This window comes from Dermabacter sp. HFH0086, from assembly GCF_000413375.1.
GTDB lineage: Bacteria > Actinomycetota > Actinomycetes > Actinomycetales > Dermabacteraceae > Dermabacter > Dermabacter hominis.
The window spans coordinates 95,962-116,800 of the sequence record NZ_KE340308.1 but is presented as its reverse complement, the minus strand read 5'-3'; the positions used below and the strand labels follow the sequence as shown (position 1 = coordinate 116,800).

Genomic DNA, 20,839 nt, shown 5'->3' with positions numbered 1-20,839 from the left:
CACGGGCGCGCTCAGGCGCCCACAGCACTGTCAGATTGGAGTTCCATTCGAATGTCCGTTGCCGCCCCCGAGGTCGCAGAATCGACGACGCCGCCAGGAGATAGCCCCGCGGCTCCCGAACCCGAAAACACGCCGTCCATCCTTCACCAGCCGGTAGCCGTGTGGGCGATTGCCTTCGCATGCATGGTGTCGTTCATGGGGATCGGGCTCGTTGACCCGATTCTTCCGGCGATCAGTCGTGAGCTTCATGCAAGTCCCTCGCAAACGATGCTCCTGTTTACGAGCTACCTGATCGTCACCTCGATCGCGATGTTCTTCAGCGGGTTCATCTCGAGCAGGCTCGGCGTGAAACGCACCCTCATCACGGGACTCATCCTCATCGTGCTGTTCGCAGCGCTCGCGGGAACAGCGGGTAGCGTCGACGCGATCATCGGCTTCCGTGCCGGCTGGGGGCTCGGCAACGCCCTGTTCATTTCCACAGCTCTCGCGGCGATCGTCGGGGCTGCCTCGGGCGGCTCCGGTCAGGCCATCATCCTTTACGAGGCTGCGCTTGGCGTGGGCATGGCCGTGGGGCCGCTCGCCGGCGGCGCCCTCGGCTCGATCTCGTGGCGCATGCCGTTTTTCGGAACCGCTGCCCTCATGGCGATCGGCCTTGTCGCGATCGTCGTTCTTTTGCCGAAACCAGCTGCCGCACCACGGAAGGCTTCGCTTGGGGCTGGCTTCGCCGCACTGAGTCGCCCGCCGCTTCTTCTTCTCAGCGCCGCTGCCCTCTGCTACAACTTCGGATTCTTTACTCTCCTCGCGTACTCGCCTTATCCGCTCGAGGCTGCCGCGCACGCCGCGGGAATCGAGTTCGGTGCGCACGAACTCGGCCTTGTGTTCTTCGGATGGGGCCTTGCTCTTGCGGTCACCTCGGTGCTCGCAGCCCCGAAATTGACGCGCCGATTCGGGCTCATCCCCGTGCTGTCGGTGACGCTCGCGCTTCTCGCGGCGTGCCTCGTCACCATGGCGCTCGGTGCCCAGCGTCTTGCGCTGCTCGTCACTGCCGTCGTCGTCGCGGGCCTCTTCCTCGGCATTCTCAATACGGCCCTCACCGAAGCCGTGATGGAAGCGACCGACCTTCCGCGCAACATTGCAAGCTCGACCTATTCGGGCGTGCGCTTCCTCGGCGGAGCAATCGCCCCCGCGGTCTCGGGGGCGATTTCCGATGCGCTTGGCGCAGGCGGCCCCTACTGGTTTGCCGCCGGTGCGGTTGTCCTCTCGATGATCATTCTCGTAAGTGGCCACGGACTCCTCACGCGTGTGACAACGCCTCACGCGAACCAGCAGGAAGAGGCGTCCGCGATCACTGCAGGCGACGAAGTCTGAGCATCGAGTCGCGCCCCCGTGCGAGGGAAGCCACGTGACACACTGGAGGGATGAGTCCCACGAGTGAGTCGCGCACGCCTAATGACGGGCGAGAGCTCCTCGTTGCCTCCGGTGACGAGGAGCTGCTCGTGCGCTATGAGCGGCACCTTCGCTATGAGCGCGCACGCAGCGACCACACGGTTCGCGCCTATCTTTCCGATGCGGTTTCGCTGCTCGAATTCACGTGCGAGAAGGTGAAGCGCGACGGCGGCGACGATGCGGAACGCAAGGCGCGGGACCTGACGATCCAGGACCTGCGCGCGTGGCTTGCCGCACGAGCCGACGCCGGCCACAGCCCAACGACGCTCGCGCGTGCCGCCGCGGCTGCGCGCACGTTCACGGCGTGGATGTGCGATACGGGGCTTACCGACCTCGATCCCGGTAGGCGCCTGCGCGCGCCCAAACGTGGTCGCGCACTTCCGCACGTCATTAGCGCAGACCAGGCGCGCAGCATCCTCGAAGAGGCAGAAAACGCCGCGCACGAGGCAAGCGTCGGGCCCGAGGGGGGCCCCGAGGCGGACCCTCTGCGCGTTCGGGACGCGGCCGTTCTCGAAGTGCTGTACTCGTGCGGGCTTCGCGTCTCCGAGCTGTGCGCCCTCAACCGCCGCAGCGTGGATCGCGTCAATCGCACGCTGCGCGTGATCGGTAAAGGAAATAAAGAGCGCGTCGTTCCGCTCGGTGTCCCGGCCCTCGAGGCGCTCGACAGGTGGGAGCAGCTCGGGAGGCCGCACCTCATGCGTGAAGATTCGCAAGCGCTGTTCCTCGGCGCGCGTGGAGGTCGCCTCAACGATCGCGCCGTGCGCACGATCGTCAATCGTGCAGCCCGCGAGGGAGGTCTCGAGGGGCACATCTCACCGCACACGTGGCGCCACAGCGCGGCAACGCACCTCATGGAGGGCGGCGCGGATTTGCGCAGCGTCCAGGACCTGCTTGGCCATTCCTCTCTTCAAACCACGCAAATTTACACGCACGTCTCCGCCGAGCGTCTCAAAGACGCCGTTAGGCACGCACACCCGCGAGCCTAGCCAGCAATGGATGAGCCGCGCTGAGCTCGCTCAACTCGAGTGGGGAGGCAGGAGCACACTCGGCCCCCGCCCCTCGAGCAACGGCAGCGGATCCAGGTATTGCTTGCCTCGCTTGGCCCCGAGGTGCACGCATCCCGCCTCGCAATGGGCGTGTTCCGACGGTTGCTCGATAACCCCGATCACTTGCCCTCTGCTCACCGCGTCCCCCTTCGCGACCGAAGCGAGGACCGGTTCGTACGTGGAGGTCAGCCCGCTGTCATGGAGGATCGCCACGACGGGTTTGCCCGCGACCGTTCCCGCGAAGGTCACTGTGCCGCTCTCAACGGCGTGCACCACGAGGGTGCTTCCGACGATATCGATGCCGCGGTGACCGGGACCGTATGCGTGGACGGGCGCCTCGAAAAACCGCACAACGTCATGGTCGGGGCCGATGGGCCAGGCCCACGCCCCTTCGTGCTCGTGCGAATCTATGGTCGGCGGGGCAGGCGCCTGAGCGGTAGGCGCAAAAACGGCGAGAGAAGCGAGCCTTGCCCGGTTCACGACTGCGACGGCGTGCTCGAGGGAGTCGGGTGGTTGATCGTCACCGTGCGCGGGCGGGAGCGCCACAACTCCGGCACCGATGAGGAGTGCGAGTGCGAGAAGGATGCGGGCGCCGAGCCTCGTAGACATGTGCATGGAGTAAGCACATCGCGCCCGAGAATCCCCGACAAGACCACCCCGCGTGACTGTGGATGATAAAAGGTGTGCAGCGTGAGGCGCGGACTCGCTCACACGTCTGCTCGGATCCGTGCGCGAGTCAGCTTCGCTGTATTAGAGTTGCCGTAGCACTCGCATGCGCGGGTGACTTCGCGCGCCCATGCACGCGCGCGTGCCTTCGTTCCACGATCCTCCCACGAGGGAAGTGGCGGCACGAACGCAGGGCGCTAGGGCGAGCCGGCAACCGTCGGCCCGTAAAAAACGAGAACAGGCTTTGCGCAAGAACCCCACCGAGCCCACGCCCCGCGGGTGTGAGTGAGGCGGGCGAGCCCAGGGCCCAGAAAGGTAGTTACGACCATGGCAGTTGTGACACTCCGCCAGCTCCTCGAGAGCGGCGTCCACTTTGGACACCAGACCCGCCGTTGGAACCCGAAGATGAAGCGTTTCATCCTCACCGAGCGCAACGGCATCTACATCATTGACCTTCAGCAGTCGCTCACCTACATCGATCAGGCCTTCGACTTCGTCAAGGAGACCGTTGCCCACGGCGGCACGATTCTCTTCGTCGGCACGAAGAAGCAGGCTCAGGAGTCGATCCAGGAGCAGGCCACGCGCGTGGGCATGCCCTACGTGAACCAGCGCTGGCTCGGCGGCATGCTGACCAACCTTCAGACTGTCTCCGGTCGCGTCGACCGCCTCAAGGAACTCGAGCAGATCGACTTCGAGGACGTCGCCGGTTCGCAGTGGACCAAGAAGGAACTTCTCATGATGCGCCGTGAGAAGGAAAAGCTCGAAAAAACCCTCGGCGGCATCCGCGACATGAGCAAGGCTCCCTCGGCCGTGTGGATCGTGGACACCAAGAAGGAACACCTCGCCGTTGACGAAGCCACCAAGCTCGGCATTCCGGTCGTGGCAATCCTCGACACCAACGCCGATCCGGACGAAGTGCAGTACCCGATCCCGGGCAACGACGACGCGATCCGCGCCGTGACCCTCCTGACCCGCGTCATCGCCGATGCCGCTGCCGCCGGCCTCCAGGAGCGCCACGCCAAGCAGACCCAGGGCGAGAAGAACGTGTCGGCCGTTGACGCCGAGCCGCTCGCCGAGTGGGAACAGGAGCTGCTCAAGCAGTCCGAGGTTCAGCAGGAAGAGGCCGGCAAGGCCGAGGAGGTCACCGAGGCTCCCGCTGCTGAGGACAAGGCTGCCGAAGCAACCTCCGAAGAAGCCTGATTTTTCGACTATCACCTGTTCGCTCCCACAACCATTTAGAGGAGACAGATAATGGCTAACTACACGGCAGCAGACATCAAGGACATTCGCGAGAAGACCGGCGCGGGCATGCTCGACGTCAAGAAGGCTCTCGACGAGGCGAACGGCGACCACGAGAAGGCCGTCGAAATCATCCGCGTCAAGGGCCTCAAGGGCATCGCGAAGCGCGAGGGTCGCGCCGCATCGGAGGGCCTCATCGCCGCCGATGTCCGCGACGTCGAGGGCGGCCAGCTTGGCACGCTCGTGGAGATCAACTCGGAGACCGACTTCGTTGCGAAGAACGCCAAGTTCATCGCTCTCGGTGACGAGGCCGTTGCGGCCGCCGTCGAGTCGGGCGCCACGACCCCCGAGGAACTCGCTGAGACTTCCTTCGGTGAGGCCCTCACGAACGCTGGCGCGACCATGGGCGAGAAGATCCTCGTTCGCCGCATCGGCCGCGTCCAGGGCGAGGTCGTCACGAACTACATGCACCGCACCAACAAGGACCTCCCGCCGCAGGTTGGCGTGCTCGTCGCGACCGACAAGGCCGGCGCCGAGGTTGCACGTGACGTGGCGATGCACATCGCGGCCTACTCGCCTCTCTACCTCACCCGCGAGGACGTTCCCGCGGATGTGGTTGAGAACGAGCGCCGTATCGCCGAGGAGACCGCGAAGAACGAGGGCAAGCCTGAGAAGGCTCTCCCCAAGATCGTTGAAGGCCGCATGAACGGCTTCTTCAAGGAGAACGTTCTTCTCGATCAGCCCTTCGCCAAGGACCCGAAGCAGAGCGTCGGCAAGGTTGTCGAGGCCGCTGGTGGCACGGTGACCGGTTTCGTGCGCTTCCGCGTGGGTAACTGATTTCCGACGCTTGCCAAAGCGTGAACGCGAGGGCTCGCACCCACGGGTGCGGGCCCTCGCTTCTTTTCGAGCTTCTCACACGAGGACCTTCCCCACAGGGGCGGGCGTTGCCGGGCCGGTAGACTGTGGCCCCGAGAACCTGCACTCGGAAGGAATGTTGATGAGTACCGACCCCGATCCCATCACGTCGTCGATTCCCGTCATTGAACCGAAAGAGGGCTCGCGCCGCGTGCTCCTCAAACTCTCTGGTGAAGCCTTCGGTGGAGGCCGCGTGGGCGTCGATCCCGATGTGGTCTCGCGCATCGCTCGGGAGATTTCCGCGGGGGTTGCCGCGGGCGTTGAATGCGCGATTGTCGTGGGTGGCGGCAACTTCTTCCGCGGTGCTGAACTGAGCCAGCGAGGCATGGATCGCCGTCGCGCCGACTACATGGGGATGCTCGGCACCGTCATGAACTGCCTTGCACTTCAGGACTTCCTCGAGCAGGCCGGCACGTCCACGCGCGTGCAGACCGCTATTACGATGGGGCAGGTCGCCGAGCCCTACCTCCCACTTCGCGCCGTGCGCCACCTTGAAAAGGGCCGTGTCGTGATCTTCGGCGCGGGCGCGGGCATGCCGTACTTCTCGACCGATACTGTTGCCGTGCAGCGAGCGCTCGAGATCGGCTGCCACGAAGTGCTCATGGCGAAGAACGGCGTGGACGGCGTGTACACGGCTGACCCGAAGACGGACCCGAACGCGACCAAGCTCGAGCACCTCACGTATAGGGAGGCGCTGAGCAAGGGGCTGCGCGTCGTTGATTCGACCGCGTTTAGCCTGTGTATGGACAACAAACAGCAGATGATGGTCTTCGGTCTTGATGCGCCCGGCAACATCACGAAGGCGATGTGCGGCGACCGCATCGGCACCGTCGTTACGGGCGACTAAGATAGCCTTACCAGGCGAGATGTTTAATTAATCGGAAGGAACCGAGAGGCATGAGCGAGGACACCGGAAGCATCCTTAAAGAAGCCGGCGAGAAGATGGCAAAGTCGGTCGAGGTGACGAAGGAGGAGTTCACCGCGATCCGCACGGGGCGCGCAAGTGCTGCGATGTTCCATGGCCTCACCGCTGACTACTACGGCACCCCGACGCCGCTCAATCAGCTCGCGGCGTTCCAGTTCCCCGAGGCCCGTACCGTGATTGTGACGCCTTACGACAAGGGCGCGATGGCCCAGATCGAAGAGGCGCTTCGCGAATCGGATCTTGGCGTGAACCCCACGAACAATGGCGACAACCTGCGCATTGTTCTGCCCGCGCTGACCGAAGAGCGCCGCAAGGACTACACGAAGCTTGCCAAGACCAAGGCCGAGGATGGCCGTATCGCGATCCGCGGCTCGCGCGCACACGCGAAGAAGGCCATCGAGAAGCTCGTGAAGGACAAGGAGATCGGCGAGGACGAGGGCACTCGCGCTGAGAAGGAGCTCGAGGCTCTCACGAAGAAGTACACCGAGCAGGTGGATGTCGCACTCGAAGCGAAAGAAGAAGAGCTGCTCACCGTCTGAGCGGCCTTTCCCTCATCGTTCGTGAATACACGCCACGGTCGTCGACGCGCCGTGCCTGGCAATGAGCCGGGCACGGCCGTTGCCGTATCGGAAAGCACTTCGCCCGAGGTTCCGCTTGCGGCCTCCGAGGCGCTCGCGAGCGAAGAGCGGCTCGTCGCCGAGGTTTCCGAGCTGCCCGCTGCGACACATGCGCGCACGCCCCGAGCCGGGCGGAACCTTCCCGCCGCGATCGCCGTCGGGCTTGCTCTCGTGGCGCTTTTGTACGGGTGCATATATGTGCTCCCAGCTCTATTCACGCCCGTGGTTGCCATCGCGGTCGTCATCGCGACCCTCGAGGTCGCGAACGCCCTCGAGGGTGCGCGCCTGCGAGTTCCCTCGATCCCGCTGCTTGTCGCGAGCGTTGGCGTGGTGGTGTCGGCGTGGCAGTACGGCGCCTCGGGGCTTCTCGTGTCCACGATCGTGGGAGCAATTGTGCTCATCATGTGGCGCACGACGGAGGCGACGGGCCTCATGGCGCTGCGGGACACGGTAGCGGGCATCTTCGCGCTTTTGTGGGTGCCGTTTATGGCGAGCTTCACGATCCTCCTCATGGCGCAGCCGAACGGCGCGAACAAGGTCATGTTTGCCCTCGTGGTTCCCATCATGAACGACACGTGCGGCTACGCCGTAGGGGTCCTGTTTGGCAAGCATCCCATGGCTCCGAGCATCAGCCCGAAGAAGTCGTGGGAAGGCTTTGCGGGCTCCCTCGTGGGTGGTATCGCCGCTGCGGGCCTCATCGGTCACGTGTGGCTTCCCGACATTGGCTTCGGGTGGGGTCTCGCGTTCGGCGCGGTCATGGTGGTCGTGTCCACCATCGGGGACTTGAGTGAGTCTCTGCTCAAGCGCGACCTGCGCATTAAAGACATGGGGCAGCTGCTTCCGGGGCACGGCGGCATGATGGACCGCCTCGATTCGATGCTTCTCACCGCCCCGACCGTGTACATTCTTCTCGCGATTGTGGAGGCCATCAGTGGTTGAGAATCCCACGCCCAAGCTCGATGTTGCGAAGGATCTTTCGCGCGAGGTCGTCAAGGGGGAGCCCGTAAGGCTCGCCCCCGGTCAGCTTCAGTTGCGGCCGACCCGCCGGGGGAAGCCGCCCGCGCATCTCGCGGATCTCACTCTCGACGAGCGCGCCGAAGCCGTGAAGGACATGGGGCTTCCCGCCTTTCGCGCAAAGCAGCTGTCGAATCACTATTTTGAGCATTTCACGACCGATCCTGACGACATGACCGACCTCCCGAAGGGGGACCGTTTAGCCCTCGTGGAGCGGTTCTTCCCAACGCTCCTCACAAAGGTCTCGCAGCAGAGCGCAGATCAGGGCATGACCCAAAAGTTCCTGTGGCGCCTGTTCGACGGCTCGCTCGTCGAGTCGGTCCTCATGCGCTATTCGAATCGCGTAACGCTGTGCATTTCCTCCGAGGCCGGTTGCGGTATGAACTGCCCGTTTTGTGCGACCGGCCAGATGGGCCTCACGAGGAACCTTTCCGCAGCGGAGATCCTCGAGCAAGTGCGCATCGCGAACCTTCTGCTTTCGCGTGGCGAGATCCCCGGTGGTGAAGGCCGCGTCACGAACATCGTCTTTATGGGCATGGGGGAGCCGCTCGCGAACTACCGTGCCGTCGCAACGACGTGCCAGAGGCTCAACGCCCCCGCGCCCGAGGGGTTTGGGATGGGAGCGCGGCACATCACCGTGTCGACCGTGGGGCTCGCTCCTGCCGTGCGAAAGCTCATCAAGGAAGAGATTCCCGTGACGCTCGCCGTGTCGCTCCACGCGCCCGACGACGAGCTTCGCAACGAGCTCGTTCCCATCAATCAACGCTTCGACGTCGACGACATTCTTGATGCGGCGTGGGAGTACTTCGAGGCGACCGGTAGACGCGTGTCGATCGAGTACGCACTCATTCGCGATATCAATGACCAGGCCGAGCGTGCGGAGCTCCTCGCCAAGCGTCTCATCGCGCGCGGGGGCGCCCACTGGGTGCACGTCAATCCAATCCCGCTCAACCCGGTCAAGGGGTCGAAGTGGACGGCCTCGGATCCGTGGGTGGAGCGCACGTTCGTGGAAACACTGCGTGAACACGGAATTTCCGCGACGATTCGGGATACGCGCGGTAGCGATATTGACGGTGCGTGCGGGCAGCTTGCCGCGACCGTCGTGGAAACTGATGCGCGCCGCGAGGACCGTGAGGCTCGCGTGGCGAGGGTTGAGGAAATCGCGCGCGGTACCGGCGCGTGATTTCGGGGCCGACGCTTGCCGGCCTTTCGCGTATCCAAGCATTACAGTGGTGCAAGGGCGATCTATTGAGCGCCCCGGTTATGTCGCGTGAGCATCCCCGTCGAGGGAGGGAGCAAGTAGATGAGTACGGCTTTTAAGCGTGCCGGACGTTTCACCTTTGGCTACAACGTCGAGGAGGTCGATGACTTCCTGTTGCGCGCGCGTGCCGCGTACGAGGGCCGCGACGGCTCCTTCCAACCAGCCGATGTGATCACCGCGAAGTTTTCAACCGAGCGTGGCGGCTACGACATGCTCGCCGTCGACGAGGCCCTTGATCGCCTCTCGGATGCGTTTGCGCTCCAGTACCGTGATGAAGCAATCGAGCGCGATGGTGAAGAGGCGTGGATCGCGGCGCTCACGGAGCGCGCGGAGGTTCTCCAGGAGCGCCTCTCCCGGCCCGCGGGCGAGCGTTTCCGCCCCGCTGGCCAGGGCGAACGGGCTTACGATCGCGAAGACGTCGATGCCCTGTGCGATCAGCTCCACGCCTATTTCACGGACGGCTTCGCGATGAGCGTCGATGATGTGCGTCGAGCAGCGTTCCGCGCACGTAAAGGCGCCGAGGGCTACCAGGAGGCCGTCGTGGATGTGTACCTCGATCACGTTGCCGACGTGATGGCTTCCGTTCCGTGATGCCCCTTTTCTACGCGCTCGGCGTCCTCTTGATGGTTGTCGGGCTCGGGCTCTCGATCGCCCTTCACGAGATCGGCCATCTCGTTCCCGCGAAGCGCTTCGGCGTGCGCGTGACCCAGTACATGATCGGTTTCGGTCCCACGCTGTTCTCGCGCGTGAAAGGGGAGACCGAATACGGGATCAAGGCGATTCCGCTTGGCGGTTATATCCGCATGATCGGCATGTTCCCGCCTCACAAGGGAGAGGATCCAGGCGTCATCCGTGAGGATTCGACGGGGTTCTTTCAGCAGATGAGCGAGGAGGCCAAGCAGTGGGACTCGAGCCAGTACTCGGCTGAGGATCGTCACCGCACCTTTGTCGCGTTGAGCGTGCCGAAGAAACTCGTCGTTATGCTCGGCGGCCCCACGATGAATCTCCTGATCGCGATCGTCCTCACCGCGATCGTCCTGAGCGGCTTCGGTCTGCCGAACGTGACGGCGAAGGTCGCTGCCGTCTCGCAATGTGTCGTGCCCGCAAATGCACCCGCAGATGTGTCGTGCGAGGGCATGCCCGAAGCCCCCGCCTTCGCCGCGGGGATCAAACCCGGGGACGTGATCACCTCGGTCGACGGGACTCGAGTCGCGAACTTTCACGAGATGAGCACGGTGATTAGGAAGCACCCTGACGACGAAGTCGAGATCGCTCTCCTGCGCGACGGTAAAGCAATGACCGTGACGGCAACTCCAGTCGCGAACACGGTCGTCGCACGCGACGACTCGGGTAAGCCGGTTAAGAATGCCGACGGTTCCTACGCGACCCGTGAGGCCGGTTTTCTCGGTGTGACCGGCACACAGGAGCTCACCCCGCGGCCTCTGACGGAGGTTCCCGGTGCCGTATGGGACCAATTCGTGGGGACCGGCAAAGTCGTCGTGACCCTTCCCGTGCGCGTGTGGGAAATCGGCAAGGCAGTGTTGAGCAGCGAAGAACGCGATCCGAATGGCCCGATGGGGGTCGTGGGCGTGAGCAGGCTCGCCGGCGAGATCGTGTCGCAGGACTCGCCCGGATTCTCCCTCAAGGAGAAAACGTGGACGTTCCTGTCGATGCTCGGCTCGCTCAACATGGCGCTTTTCGTCTTCAACCTTGTGCCGCTCATGCCGCTGGATGGCGGCCACGTCGCAGCGGCGCTGTACGAGGCGGCGCGGCGGCGCCTCGCCAAGTTGCGAGGGAAGGCGGATCCCGGACCCGTCGATGCCTCGCGCATGCTGCCCGTCACGAATGTCATCGCGATCGCCTTCATTCTCATGAGCATCCTGTTGATCTACGCCGATATCGTGAAGCCGGTGACCCTTTTCAGGTGAGTGTCCTGTCGAATCTGTGGCGCAGGCGCCCCGCAGACATCAGCCCCCTGCAAGGGCAGTGGCTCGGTCCTGCTCGTGAAGCGATGCAGAGCGAAGCGCACGTGAGCACGCTCGCCTCCGCTCGGTTCGAGGAACTTGCGGCGGTTGGTCGCAGCGGCTCCGAGTTTGCGGTGCTCACGCGCGGCAGCGAGATCCGGGGAATTCTGTGGCATGGCGTGAGCGCTAGCGTTCTCGCTCCCGATTCTTTCGACGCTGTCGAGCGCTTATCGCGGCACGCTCTCGCGCTCTCGACGCGTTACTCGTCGATCGTGGCGGAACGCAGCATCGCGATGCACATGTGGGAGGTTATGCGCGAGGGCCTTCCGCCTGAGCGCGAAGTGCGCGAGAGTCAGCCTCTTCTGGAGTATTGCGCCGGGCAACCGTCGGACCTCCCCTCCACGGGCGTGGTGGCGGCTGACACCCGCGACCTGGACCGGGTGTTTCCCGCTGCCGTCGCGATGTTTCGCGAGGAGGTGGGCACGGATCCCTGCCGCGGGGATGGCGGGCGCGGCTACCGCAACCGGGTCGAGTATCTGCTGCGCGAGCGTCGGACGTATATCGCGCGCGATGGTGAGCGGATTGTGTTTAAGGCCGATCTCGGTGCGCTCTTTGGCGGGGTTGCCCAAGTACACGGCGTGTGGATTGATCCCGCGTACCGCGGCCAAGGGCTCGCAGCGCCCTTCATGCGGGGCACAGCAGAGCTCATTCGTCGCGACCACGCACCCCGCGTCACCCTCTACGTGAACTCTTTCAACGTTCGCGCGAGACGCGCCTACGAGCGTGCGGGCTTCAGGCCGATTGGCGCACTCGCCACCGTGCTGTTCTAGGCGCTTGCGCGTCCCGGAAGAGGCGGCCCCTCGATCTGATCGCGCACGATCCCCATCTGCTCATCGAGGCTCGCGGCAGTCGCGGCGATCTCGATGAGTTTTTCGCGCATCTCGGCAGGCAGTTCGCCTTGATACTTGTACTTGAGCTCGTGTTCGGCGCTCGCCCAAAAGTCCATGGCAATCGTGCGGATCTGTACCTCGATCGGTACATCGATCGTGCGGGTCGAGAGAAACACGGGAACCTCGAGAATGAGGTGAAGAGAGCGGTAACCGCTCGGCTTGACGTTCGCGATGTAGTCCTTCTCTTCGAGAAGAGTGATGTCGGGCTGGGAGGCAAGCGCGTGGGCAACGAGGTAGCAGTCCTGGACGTAGCTGCATGTGATGCGTACGCCGCCGATGTCGCGGATGCGGTTGCGGATCTCGTCGAGATCGGGTGGGCACTGCGTGCGCACGAGCTTGCCGAGCAGCGAATCCATCGATTTCACGCGCGTTTTTACGTGCTCGATGGGGTTGTGCGGGGTCGTCACATCCCATTCGCCCGAAAGGATCTCGATCTTCGTCAGGATCTCCTTGAGGCCGAATTCGTACGGCATCATGAACCCCTCGAGCTTCTCGCGTACGACCTGCATAAGGCGATCCGGGTCGCCTTCGATCTCTTCGCGAATCGACTCGCCTTCGCCGATGAGGGCGCGCAAATATGCCATCGAGGGCGACGGCGCGATACCCGAGAGCGTGAGCGGCTCAGACATGTCATCCTTCCCGTGGTGACGAGTGACACTCCACGATACGCGCTCAGCCCTGGGATTTTGTGGGGTGCGTGCGGTGCGCCCACTAGACTGTGAGGGCCTGAGGAATTCACCTCGAAACCCCTGTTGCCAGGAGGACAACGCCCCATGCTTCGCATGTCATCGAGCTTCATTCGCACGCTTCGAGAGGACCCGGCCGAAGCCGAGTTCGCGAGTCACAAGCTTCTCGTCCGTGCCGGCTATATTCGCCGCACGGCCCCGGGAATCTACACGTGGCTTCCCCTTGGGCTCAAGGTCCTGCGCAAGGTCGAGACGATCGTGCGTGAAGAAATGGATGCCGCCGGCAGCCATGAGATTCTCTTTCCCGCGCTTTTGCCGCGCGAGCCCTACGAGGAAACGAACCGCTGGAGCGAGTACGGCGACAACCTCTTTAGGCTCACGGATCGCAAGGGTGCCGATATGCTCCTCGGCCCCACTCACGAGGAAATGTTTACCCTCGCGGTGAAAGACCTCTTCACGTCGTACAAGGACCTGCCCATTTCGCTCTATCAGGTGCAAACCAAGTACCGCGACGAAGCGCGCCCGCGTGCGGGCCTGCTGCGCGTTCGCGAGTTCATCATGAAGGACGCCTACAGCTTCGACATCGACGACGAAGGACTCGAGCGTTCCTACATGATTATGCGCGGGGCCTACCAGCGGGTCTTCGCTCGCCTCGGCCTTGAGATCGTCATTGCTCAGGCGGATGCGGGAGCGATGGGCGGCTCCCGCTCCGAAGAATTCCTCCACCCGACACCGGTGGGCGAAGATACGTTTGCGCTCAGCCCCGCGGGCTACGCCGCGAATGTTGAGGCCGTGACGACGGTCGCCGGAGAGCCCCTCGATGCAGACGCCATCGCAGCCCTCCCCGTCGCACGCGAGATCGAGACACCAGGCGTCACGACGATCGACGCTCTCGTCTCATTCCTCAACGAGAACGCCCCGCGCGAGGACTCTCGCGCGTGGGAGGCGGCCGATACCCTCAAGGCACTCGTGTATGTCGAAAAGACTCCCGAAGGCGAAGAGTCCCCGCTTCTCGTCATGATTCCGGGAGATCGCCAGGCGGATGAGAAGCGCCTCGAGACGGCCCTTGCCCCGAACGAGGTGCGTCCCTTCACTGACGAGGACTTCGCTAAGTACCCGAACGTGAAGAAGGGCTACATCGGGCCGCAGGGATGGGGCCTTGAGGCCAACGGCTATCGACTCCTGCTCGACCCGCGCGCCGTGGATGGCACGAGCTGGGTCACGGGCGCGAACCGCGAGGGCGCGCATGCGCTTGGGGTTGTCGCCGGCCGCGACTTCGTGGCCGATGGTTTCGCCGAGGTTGCCGAGGTTCGCGACGGCGATCCTTCCCCGGACGGTTCGGGTCCGCTCACCCTGACGCGCGGCATGGAGATGGGACACATCTTCCAACTCGGTCGCAAGTACGCCGAAGCTCTTGGCCTCAAAGTTCTTGACGAGAACGGCAAGCAGCAGGTCGTGACGATGGGCTCCTACGGTATCGGCGTGACTCGCGCCGTCGCCGCGATCGCCGAGACCAATCACGACGAGAAGGGCCTCGCCTGGCCGCGTGCGGTTGCGCCGCTCGACGTTCACATTCTCGCGACCGGAAAAAACCAGGAGGTCTTCGAGAAGGCCGAGGAGATCGCCGCCGCGCTCGAGGCCGAGGGCTTTGACGTGCTGTACGACGATCGCCCGAAGGTCTCACCCGGCGTGAAATTTAAGGACGCCGAACTGCTCGGTCTGCCCACAACTGTCGTCGTGGGTCGCGGGCTCGAGAAGGGCGTTGTCGAAGTACGCGATCGCCGCAGTGGGGCGAGCCGCGAAGTTCCCGTCGAGGCGGCTCTCGCGGAGATCCTCGCCGAGCTTCGCGCCTAGGGCGCCGGTGGTTTAGCTCTCGCCCTCGTCGATCCCCGGGAACGGGGGGAGGGTTTCGCGCAGCGCCTCGAGTGCCTTTGCGCTCTCGAGGGCTGCCGTGAGGAACGGCGCGCGTTCGCTCAAGGGTGCCAGCCCCGCGAGTTCGACCGCATTGGTGAGCGTGCGAGAGGTGACTTTGAGGCGTAGGTTCGCGGCCCCTTCCGCATCGAGCGGGCGAGGCAGGGCGTACCCCGCCTCGCGAGCAACCAGGGGCAGCCCAAGGCGTTCGGCGACCTCGCCGAACGTCTCAGCGTGTGAGGCGTGGACGTTAGCCGCCTTGAGGTACGCCTCACGCTGATCAGCTTTGACGCGAGTGGCTGCGACCTCGAGGGCGTAGGCCGCGAAGTTTTCGTCGGTCTGCGCTCGCTCGAGGGGGGTCTCAATGAGGTGAGTCTCAGCCGCTTCGGGTGGGTCAATCGCGGGGACCTCGCGACTGGGTTCTATATCCGTAAAGGGCTTGGGCGCACTGACGCCCGCGACGGCGGCAGCTTTCGCGACGCGGGTAAGCCGCAGAGCGGCCCACTCGGCCCATGCGCTCCCCGCGGCGCACAGATCCGCGAAGTCTCCCGAGACCTGAATGGTCGCGTGGGCGTAGAGGTCGCGCAGGGCCGCGAGGCCGCGTGCCGCGTCGAGCATGGCGCGCTCGACGGGGGCCTGCGTGCCGACAGCTGCGCTCTCGTGGGCGGATCCCCCCTTTTCGGTGCGATTCGCCTCAGCCGAGGCGATTTTCTCCTGTTCGGCGCCCGTGCGGAGTGCTCGCTGGTGGATCGCGAGCGCAGACGTCAGGAACGACGGGAAATCTTCGTGCGGGCGGGCGGTCTCGAGAATGCCCGCGAGGTCCGTCACAGACGTGAGGAGTTCCGTGCGGTAGATCTCGTCTATTCCCGGGGGTGGGGGTGTGTAGGTTTCGCGCTGGCCGATCGCGATGCGCGTGGGCCCCGTGCAGCTCGCCAGTAGCGGCGCCGCGAGGATTCCCGCGAGAAACCCACGCCTGGCCAGGCCTTTTGTTACGTGCCTCATGCGGCTCCTCGTTCCCGGATGTGCCACCATGTTCAGCACATTATGATCTCGGTGTCCCACTCTATTGGGTACGGACGAGCGCGCGAAAGGAGCCCCATGGAGAAGAACGCCACCTCCGCTCAGGCCGGTCAGGTTGAAACACTCTCGAAGGCCTTCGCGCCCATCGTCGAGGGGCACGGACTCGTTGTCGAGCATCTCACCGTCAAGACACGAGGGGCCGCAACCCTTCTCGACGTCGTCGTCGATCTTCCCGAAGATGAAATCGGGAGCGCCGATCTCGATACCCTCACCGACGTGTCGCGCGAGCTTTCTGACCTCCTCGACGCTGATACGTCGCTTATAGGGGAAGGGCCTTCGACGCTCGAGGTCACGACCCCGGGTGTGTTTCGGCCCCTGACCGAAATTCGCCACTTTAAGCGCGCCCGCACCCGCCTTCTCGACGTTGAAGACACCTCGGGGCGCACCTTTCTTGGCCGCCTCGAGGACGTTGAGGGCGAACAGCTCGTGTTTGACGTGCAGAAACCGCCGCACGTTCCGAAGAAGGCCGCGAAGGCGGCGCCGGCAGGCAAGGTGCCGCCGGGACCGCACCGGATGCACGTGTCCGACGTCGCCCGGGCCGAGGTTCATCTCGAGTTTCGTTAGTCCCGGACAGCCACCGCACATAATTGAAGAACAGATCATAAGGAGCACGCAATGGATATCGATATGGGAGCGCTTCGCGCGCTCGAACGCGAACGCGAGATCAGCATGGAGGTTCTCCTCGAGGCGATCGAGAGTGCCCTTCTTGCCGCCTACCAGCACACGCCGCACCCCGCGCGCGAGGCGCGTGTGGAGATCGACTCAAAGACGGGTGTGGTGACCGTCATTGCTCGCGATGTTGATGTCGATGGCGAGGTTGAAGAGTGGGATGACACGCCCGAGGGCTTTGGCCGCGTTGCTGCTTCGATCGCGCGTCAGGTGATTTTCCAGCGTATTCGCGCGCTCGAAGACGAGGCTGTTCTCGGCGAGTTTGCGGGCCGCGCTGATGACATCGTCTCTGGCGTCATTCAGCAGGGGCGTGACTCCCGAATGGTTCAGGTTGACCTCGGCAACGTCGAAGGCCTCCTTCCCCCGCACGAGCAGGTACCAGGCGAGAGCTACCCGCACGGCAAGCGCATCCGCGCCTACGTTGTCGATGCGCGACGTGGCCCGAAGGGACCCTCGATTACGCTTTCGCGCACCCACCCGAACTTCGTGCGCCGCCTTTTCGAGCTTGAAGTTCCCGAGATCGCCGACGGCACCGTGGAGATCGTTTCGCTCGCACGGGAGTCGGGGCACCGCACGAAAATGGCGGTTCGCGCGAACGTCGCTGGCGTCAATGCGAAGGGGGCGTGCATCGGTCCCATGGGTGCGCGCGTGCGCTCGGTCATGAACGAACTCGAGGGGGAGAAGATCGACATCGTCGACTTTGACGACAACCCCGCGACGTACGTGGGTAATGCACTCAGCCCTGCGCGCGTCGCCTCTGTCGTCGTGACCGACGAAGTTAATCGACAGGTGCGCGCGGTTGTGCCAGACAATCAGCTTTCGCTCGCGATCGGCAAGGAAGGGCAGAACGCGCGCCTCGCCGCGAAGCTCACGGGTTGGCGAATCGACATTCGCACCGAGGGCCAGGAGGACTGAGAGGCGGTCGCTGAACCCCGGCGGCCCACGTGATAGTGCGCACGGCATCTCCGGCAATTCGTCTACGTTTTGCCAGCCGGGGGTAGACTAGAAGGGCTGATCATTCGTATTCGAGAGGGAAGTTGTCGCCATCACCGAGAATCACGCCGCACAGAGCTCGCGCTCACGTCGGCCCTCTCGCGCGGCACATCGACCGTCTCGCACGTGCGTGGGTTGCCGGGAAACCGGCGAACGCCACGCGATGATCCGCGTGGTCCGGGAGGAACAGGGAACATCCCTCAGCCTCGCTGTTGACCCGAGCGCGAGTGCCCACGGGCGCGGTGCCTGGGTTCATCCGGACCTCGCATGCATTGCTTTCGCTCTCACACGCGGCGGTTTCCAGCGCTCCTTCCGGGCGCCGGTAGACGTCGCGGCACTTGAACGGGAGGGAACTCTCGAGAGGGCGCGTGAGGCGATGACTCACCCCACACGGGGTGCCGAACCACATTTGGAAGCGGGATAACACCAATGGACATCCGATGAGTACTCGAAAATGAGCACCCTCAGGAACTAGTGGACCGCGCCTGCTCGGCGCGGCCGAGACAGGAGAATTGTGGCTAAACTTCGCGTCCACGAGCTCGCCAAAGAGCTGGGAATGCCAAGTAAAGAAGTCCTCGCGAAGCTCAATGACATGGGCGAATTCGTGACCAGTGCGTCCTCGACAATCGAGGCGCCCGTGGCCCGCCGTGTGCGTGCCGCGTTCCCGAACGCAGGAAAGAAGAAGGGCGAGGAGGCGTCGGAATCGAAGGGCGCCGCCAAGAAGCCCGCGCCCCGCAAGCCGGCCCCGAAGAAGGCTGCGGAACCGAGCGCTACCAAGGCGGAGCCGAAGCCGGCACCGAAGGCGGAGGCCGAGAGCCCCGCGCCGAAGCCGAAGGCCAGCACCGATGCGCCCGCGGCAAAGCCCGGTGCAGCACCCAAACCCGGTGCACGCTCGAACGCGCCGAAACCCGGCGCCCCCAAGCCAGGGGCCAAGCCCAAGGCCGATGCCGCCCCCGCACCGAGGCCCGGTGGCGCTCCCAAGCCCGGCGCTAACCGCCCCGGCCCGCGCCCCGGTGGCGCTCGTCCCGGCAATAACCCGTTTGCGTCCTCGCAGGGGATGCCGCGTCCGGGTGGTCGCCCCGGCAACAACCCGTTTGCCTCCTCCCAGGGCATGCCGCGTCCCGGCGGTCGTCCAGGCCCTCGCCCCGGCGGCGAGTCGCAGGGTGGTCCGCGCCCGCAGCGTCGCGACGGAGATTCGCGACCCTCGCGCGAGGGCCGCGGCAACGCACGTCCGTCTAACCGCGGGCCCCGCCCCAACCCGAACATGATGCCTGCGCACTCGCCGCAGGCCGAGAGCCAAGGTCGTCCCGCAGGCGGCAACGGTGGCCGCGGAGGTCGCGGTGGCCGTGGCCGCGGTGGCTTCGGCGGCGGTCCGGGTGGCCCCGGTGGCGCTCCCGGTCGTCCGGGTGGTCGCCCCGGTGGTGGTGGTCGCGGCGGTCGCCGTGGTGGCACCCAGGGCGCCTTTGGGCGTGGCGGCAAACCAGCCAAGAGCAGGAAGTCGAAGCGCGCAAAGCGCCAGGAATTCGAGCAGATGCAGGCTCCCGCACCGGGCGGCGTGCAGATCCCGCGCGGTGACGGCAATACCGTCATCCGCTTGCGCCGCGGTGCGACCCTGAGCGACTTCGCCGAGCGCATTGACGTCAACCCCGCCTCGCTCATCACCGTGCTGTTTGCGATGGGTGAGATGGCGACGGCAACCCAGTCGCTCGACGAAGACACGTTCCAGCTTCTCGGCGAGGAACTCGGTTACAAGATTCAAATCGTTTCTCCCGAGGACGAGGAGCGCGAGCTTCTCGAGCAGTTCGACATCGACCTCGAAGGCGAACTTGCCGAGGAGACGGAAGAGGACCTCGAGCCTCGCTCGCCCGTTGTCACCGTCATGGGTCACGTCGACCACGGTAAGACCCGCCTTCTCGATGCGATCCGACGCGCGAACGTGGGCCAGGGTGAAGCCGGCGGCATCACCCAGCACATCGGTGCCTACCAGGTGCAGGTGGAGCACGAAGGCGAAATGCGCCCCATCACGTTCATCGATACCCCCGGTCACGAGGCGTTCACCGCTATGCGTGCCCGCGGCGCCAAAGTCACGGACATCGCGATCCTCGTGGTTGCCGCTGACGACGGCGTGATGCCGCAGACGATCGAGGCGCTCAACCACGCGCAGGCCGCAGACGTGCCCGTCGTGGTGGCCGTCAACAAGATCGATAAGGAGTCCGCGAACCCCGACAAGATCCGTGCCCAGCTCACCGAGTACAACCTCGTGGCTGAGGAATACGGCGGCGACACGATGTTCGTCGATGTCTCGGCGCGCGAAAACCTCCACATCGATGACCTTCTCGAGGCCGTCCTGCTTACCGCGGATGCTGCCCTCGAACTCAAGGCAAACCCGAACAAGGATGCCCGTGGTGTGGCGATCGAGGCGAGCCTCGACCGTGGCCGCGGCCCCGTCGCGACCGTGCTCGTCGAGCAGGGAACCCTGCGTGTCGGCGATGCGATCGTGTGTGGCACCGGCCATGGCCGCGTGCGCGCCATGATCGACGAGAACGGCAACCAGCTCGAAGAAGCAGGCCCATCGCGACCCGTTCAGGTGCTCGGCCTCAGCTCCGTTCCCGGCGCCGGTGACTCGTTCATCGTTGCCGCCGACGAGCGCATGGCACGCCAGATCGCCGAGAAGCGCGAGGCAGCTCAGCGCGCCGCGCAGCTGTCGAAGCGCCGCAAGCGCATGAGCCTCGAGGATCTCAAGGCGGCAATGGAAGAGGGCAAGATCGAGACCCTCAACCTCATCCTCAAGGGCGATGCCTCCGGTTCGGTCGAAGCCCTCGAAGAGGCGCTGCTCGGCATCGACGTGAGCGAGGACGTGCAGCTTCGCATCATCGATCGCGGCGTTGGTGCGATCACGATGAACAACATCAACCTCGCCGTTGCCTCGGATGCCGTCATCATCGGTTTCAACGTGCGTGCCGAAGGCCAGAACGCCGAGTACGCCGAGCGTGAAGGTGTCGAGATCAAGTACTACTCGGTCATCTACCGCGCGATCGAGGACATCGAGAACGCCCTTCTCGGCATGCTCAAGCCCGAGTACGAAGAGAAGGACACGGGCAGCGCGGAAATTCGCGAGATCTTCCGCTCCTCGAAGTTCGGCAACATCGCGGGTTCGCTCGTCATGTCTGGCACGATCAACCGCGGCTCGAAGGCTCGCATCACGCGCCAGGGCGTCGTGATCACGGAGGGCCTCGAGATCGCCGGTCTGCGTCGCTTCAAGGACGACGTGACCGAGGTCCGCGAGGGCTACGAGTGCGGTATCAACCTGGGCAGCTTCAACGACGTCCAGGAAGGCGACCTCATCACGACCTACGAAATGGTCGAGAAGCCGCGCGAAAAGAAGAAGGACTAATCGCCTTTCGGTGATAACACGCGGGCGGCGCTTCGGTTGAGGCCGGGGCGCCGCCCGTTTCGC

At 64.5% G+C, this 20,839-nt stretch carries 19 protein-coding genes; 16 read left to right on the top strand and 3 right to left on the bottom strand.

Translation table 11 applies throughout. The annotated features are described in order from the left end of the window. The first annotated feature begins 51 nt into the window (after nt 1-51). Both HMPREF1484_RS00515 and HMPREF1484_RS00510 read left to right on the top strand, forming a co-directional pair. Nucleotides 52-1,368 (top strand): MFS transporter, encoded by a 1,317-nt coding sequence (locus HMPREF1484_RS00515; protein WP_016663052.1) that lies wholly within the window; start codon nt 52-54, stop codon nt 1,366-1,368. A 50-nt stretch (nt 1,369-1,418) separates the two neighbouring features. After that, entirely contained in the window at nt 1,419-2,432 is a 1,014-nt protein-coding gene (locus tag HMPREF1484_RS00510) for a tyrosine recombinase XerC (RefSeq protein WP_083288076.1), read from the top strand. Nucleotides 2,433-2,462: 30 nt separating this feature from the next. On the opposite strand, the gene HMPREF1484_RS00505 is transcribed toward HMPREF1484_RS00510, so the two are convergent. Continuing rightward, nucleotides 2,463-3,101 (bottom strand): M23 family metallopeptidase, encoded by a 639-nt coding sequence (locus HMPREF1484_RS00505; RefSeq protein ID WP_083288081.1) that lies wholly within the window; start codon nt 3,099-3,101, stop codon nt 2,463-2,465. Between the two features lie 384 nt (nt 3,102-3,485). Here HMPREF1484_RS00505 and rpsB point away from each other — a divergent pair, with 384 nt between their 5' ends. The 9 genes from rpsB to HMPREF1484_RS00460 all read left to right on the top strand — a co-directional run bounded on the left by rpsB (nt 3,486) and on the right by HMPREF1484_RS00460 (nt 11,923). Beyond that, nucleotides 3,486-4,358: a 30S ribosomal protein S2 gene (gene rpsB / locus HMPREF1484_RS00500; RefSeq protein ID WP_016663049.1), complete on the top strand. Its 873-nt coding sequence runs from the start codon at nt 3,486-3,488 to the stop codon at nt 4,356-4,358. A 51-nt stretch (nt 4,359-4,409) separates the two neighbouring features. Next, nucleotides 4,410-5,234, top strand: a complete 825-nt coding sequence (tsf, locus tag HMPREF1484_RS00495) for a translation elongation factor Ts (protein ID WP_016663048.1) — start codon at nt 4,410-4,412, stop codon at nt 5,232-5,234. Nucleotides 5,235-5,394: 160 nt separating this feature from the next. Beyond that, the gene (gene pyrH, locus HMPREF1484_RS00490; RefSeq protein WP_016663047.1) at nt 5,395-6,159 is read left to right on the top strand and encodes a UMP kinase; all 765 of its coding nucleotides are present in this window, start codon (nt 5,395-5,397) and stop codon (nt 6,157-6,159) included. Nucleotides 6,160-6,209: 50 nt separating this feature from the next. Beyond that, nucleotides 6,210-6,776, top strand: coding sequence for a ribosome recycling factor (gene frr, locus HMPREF1484_RS00485; RefSeq protein WP_016663046.1), 567 nt, complete (start codon nt 6,210-6,212; stop codon nt 6,774-6,776). 21 nt (nt 6,777-6,797) lie between these two features. Continuing rightward, the gene (locus HMPREF1484_RS00480) at nt 6,798-7,793 is read left to right on the top strand and encodes a phosphatidate cytidylyltransferase (protein ID WP_232049672.1); all 996 of its coding nucleotides are present in this window, start codon (nt 6,798-6,800) and stop codon (nt 7,791-7,793) included. After that, nucleotides 7,786-9,051, top strand: coding sequence for a 23S rRNA (adenine(2503)-C(2))-methyltransferase RlmN (rlmN, locus tag HMPREF1484_RS00475; RefSeq protein WP_016663044.1), 1,266 nt, complete (start codon nt 7,786-7,788; stop codon nt 9,049-9,051). The genes HMPREF1484_RS00480 and rlmN overlap by 8 nt, the downstream gene beginning before the upstream one ends. A 120-nt stretch (nt 9,052-9,171) precedes the next feature. Beyond that, nucleotides 9,172-9,720 carry a DivIVA domain-containing protein gene (locus HMPREF1484_RS00470; protein ID WP_016663043.1) on the top strand — a complete coding sequence of 183 codons (549 nt, stop codon included), beginning with the start codon at nt 9,172-9,174 and terminating at the stop codon, nt 9,718-9,720. After that, complete coding sequence (locus HMPREF1484_RS00465; protein WP_016663042.1) at nt 9,720-11,057, top strand: RIP metalloprotease; 1,338 nt, start codon at nt 9,720-9,722, stop codon at nt 11,055-11,057. Before HMPREF1484_RS00470 ends, HMPREF1484_RS00465 begins: the two co-directional genes overlap by 1 nt. Beyond that, nucleotides 11,054-11,923: a GNAT family N-acetyltransferase gene (locus HMPREF1484_RS00460; RefSeq protein WP_016663041.1), complete on the top strand. Its 870-nt coding sequence runs from the start codon at nt 11,054-11,056 to the stop codon at nt 11,921-11,923. The genes HMPREF1484_RS00465 and HMPREF1484_RS00460 overlap by 4 nt, the downstream gene beginning before the upstream one ends. Here HMPREF1484_RS00460 and HMPREF1484_RS00455 read toward each other — a convergent pair. After that, entirely contained in the window at nt 11,920-12,672 is a 753-nt protein-coding gene (locus tag HMPREF1484_RS00455; RefSeq protein WP_016663040.1) for a GTP pyrophosphokinase family protein, read from the bottom strand. The two genes, HMPREF1484_RS00460 and HMPREF1484_RS00455, sit on opposite strands and share 4 nt — an antisense overlap. A gap of 144 nt (nt 12,673-12,816) precedes the next feature. Here HMPREF1484_RS00455 and HMPREF1484_RS00450 point away from each other — a divergent pair, with 144 nt between their 5' ends. Then, entirely contained in the window at nt 12,817-14,583 is a 1,767-nt protein-coding gene (locus HMPREF1484_RS00450) for a proline--tRNA ligase (RefSeq protein ID WP_016663039.1), read from the top strand. Nucleotides 14,584-14,595: 12 nt separating this feature from the next. On the opposite strand, the gene HMPREF1484_RS11380 is transcribed toward HMPREF1484_RS00450, so the two are convergent. After that, complete coding sequence (locus HMPREF1484_RS11380; protein WP_016663038.1) at nt 14,596-15,642, bottom strand: DUF4439 domain-containing protein; 1,047 nt, start codon at nt 15,640-15,642, stop codon at nt 14,596-14,598. Nucleotides 15,643-15,738: 96 nt separating this feature from the next. On the opposite strand from HMPREF1484_RS11380, the gene rimP reads away from it, so the two are divergent. The 4 genes from rimP (at nt 15,739) to infB (ending at nt 20,776) form a co-directional block, all read left to right on the top strand. After that, a complete protein-coding gene (gene rimP / locus HMPREF1484_RS11375; RefSeq protein ID WP_016663037.1) occupies nt 15,739-16,284 on the top strand; it encodes a ribosome maturation factor RimP in 546 nt (181 codons plus the stop codon). 51 nt (nt 16,285-16,335) lie between these two features. Further along, a complete protein-coding gene (gene nusA, locus HMPREF1484_RS00435; RefSeq protein ID WP_016663036.1) occupies nt 16,336-17,304 on the top strand; it encodes a transcription termination factor NusA in 969 nt (322 codons plus the stop codon). Between the two features lie 208 nt (nt 17,305-17,512). Beyond that, nucleotides 17,513-17,806 carry a YlxR family protein gene (locus HMPREF1484_RS11090; protein ID WP_255348412.1) on the top strand — a complete coding sequence of 98 codons (294 nt, stop codon included), beginning with the start codon at nt 17,513-17,515 and terminating at the stop codon, nt 17,804-17,806. Between the two features lie 90 nt (nt 17,807-17,896). Continuing rightward, nucleotides 17,897-20,776, top strand: coding sequence for a translation initiation factor IF-2 (infB, locus tag HMPREF1484_RS00430; RefSeq protein ID WP_016663035.1), 2,880 nt, complete (start codon nt 17,897-17,899; stop codon nt 20,774-20,776). Nucleotides 20,777-20,839 lie beyond the last annotated feature (63 nt).

What these genes read in the sequence shown, in the direction of transcription:
- HMPREF1484_RS00515 (WP_016663052.1), top strand. Translation starts at nt 52, where the DNA reads ATGTCCGTTGCCGCCCCCGAGGTCGCAGAATCGACGACGCCGCCAGGA.
- HMPREF1484_RS00510 (WP_083288076.1), top strand. Translation starts at nt 1,419, where the DNA reads ATGAGTCCCACGAGTGAGTCGCGCACGCCTAATGACGGGCGAGAGCTC.
- HMPREF1484_RS00505 (WP_083288081.1), bottom strand. Translation starts at nt 3,101, where the DNA reads ATGTCTACGAGGCTCGGCGCCCGCATCCTTCTCGCACTCGCACTCCTC.
- rpsB (WP_016663049.1), top strand. Translation starts at nt 3,486, where the DNA reads ATGGCAGTTGTGACACTCCGCCAGCTCCTCGAGAGCGGCGTCCACTTT.
- tsf (WP_016663048.1), top strand. Translation starts at nt 4,410, where the DNA reads ATGGCTAACTACACGGCAGCAGACATCAAGGACATTCGCGAGAAGACC.
- pyrH (WP_016663047.1), top strand. Translation starts at nt 5,395, where the DNA reads ATGAGTACCGACCCCGATCCCATCACGTCGTCGATTCCCGTCATTGAA.
- frr (WP_016663046.1), top strand. Translation starts at nt 6,210, where the DNA reads ATGAGCGAGGACACCGGAAGCATCCTTAAAGAAGCCGGCGAGAAGATG.
- HMPREF1484_RS00470 (WP_016663043.1), top strand. Translation starts at nt 9,172, where the DNA reads ATGAGTACGGCTTTTAAGCGTGCCGGACGTTTCACCTTTGGCTACAAC.
- HMPREF1484_RS00465 (WP_016663042.1), top strand. Translation starts at nt 9,720, where the DNA reads ATGCCCCTTTTCTACGCGCTCGGCGTCCTCTTGATGGTTGTCGGGCTC.
- HMPREF1484_RS00455 (WP_016663040.1), bottom strand. Translation starts at nt 12,672, where the DNA reads ATGTCTGAGCCGCTCACGCTCTCGGGTATCGCGCCGTCGCCCTCGATG.
- HMPREF1484_RS00450 (WP_016663039.1), top strand. Translation starts at nt 12,817, where the DNA reads ATGCTTCGCATGTCATCGAGCTTCATTCGCACGCTTCGAGAGGACCCG.
- HMPREF1484_RS11380 (WP_016663038.1), bottom strand. Translation starts at nt 15,642, where the DNA reads ATGAGGCACGTAACAAAAGGCCTGGCCAGGCGTGGGTTTCTCGCGGGA.
- rimP (WP_016663037.1), top strand. Translation starts at nt 15,739, where the DNA reads ATGGAGAAGAACGCCACCTCCGCTCAGGCCGGTCAGGTTGAAACACTC.
- nusA (WP_016663036.1), top strand. Translation starts at nt 16,336, where the DNA reads ATGGATATCGATATGGGAGCGCTTCGCGCGCTCGAACGCGAACGCGAG.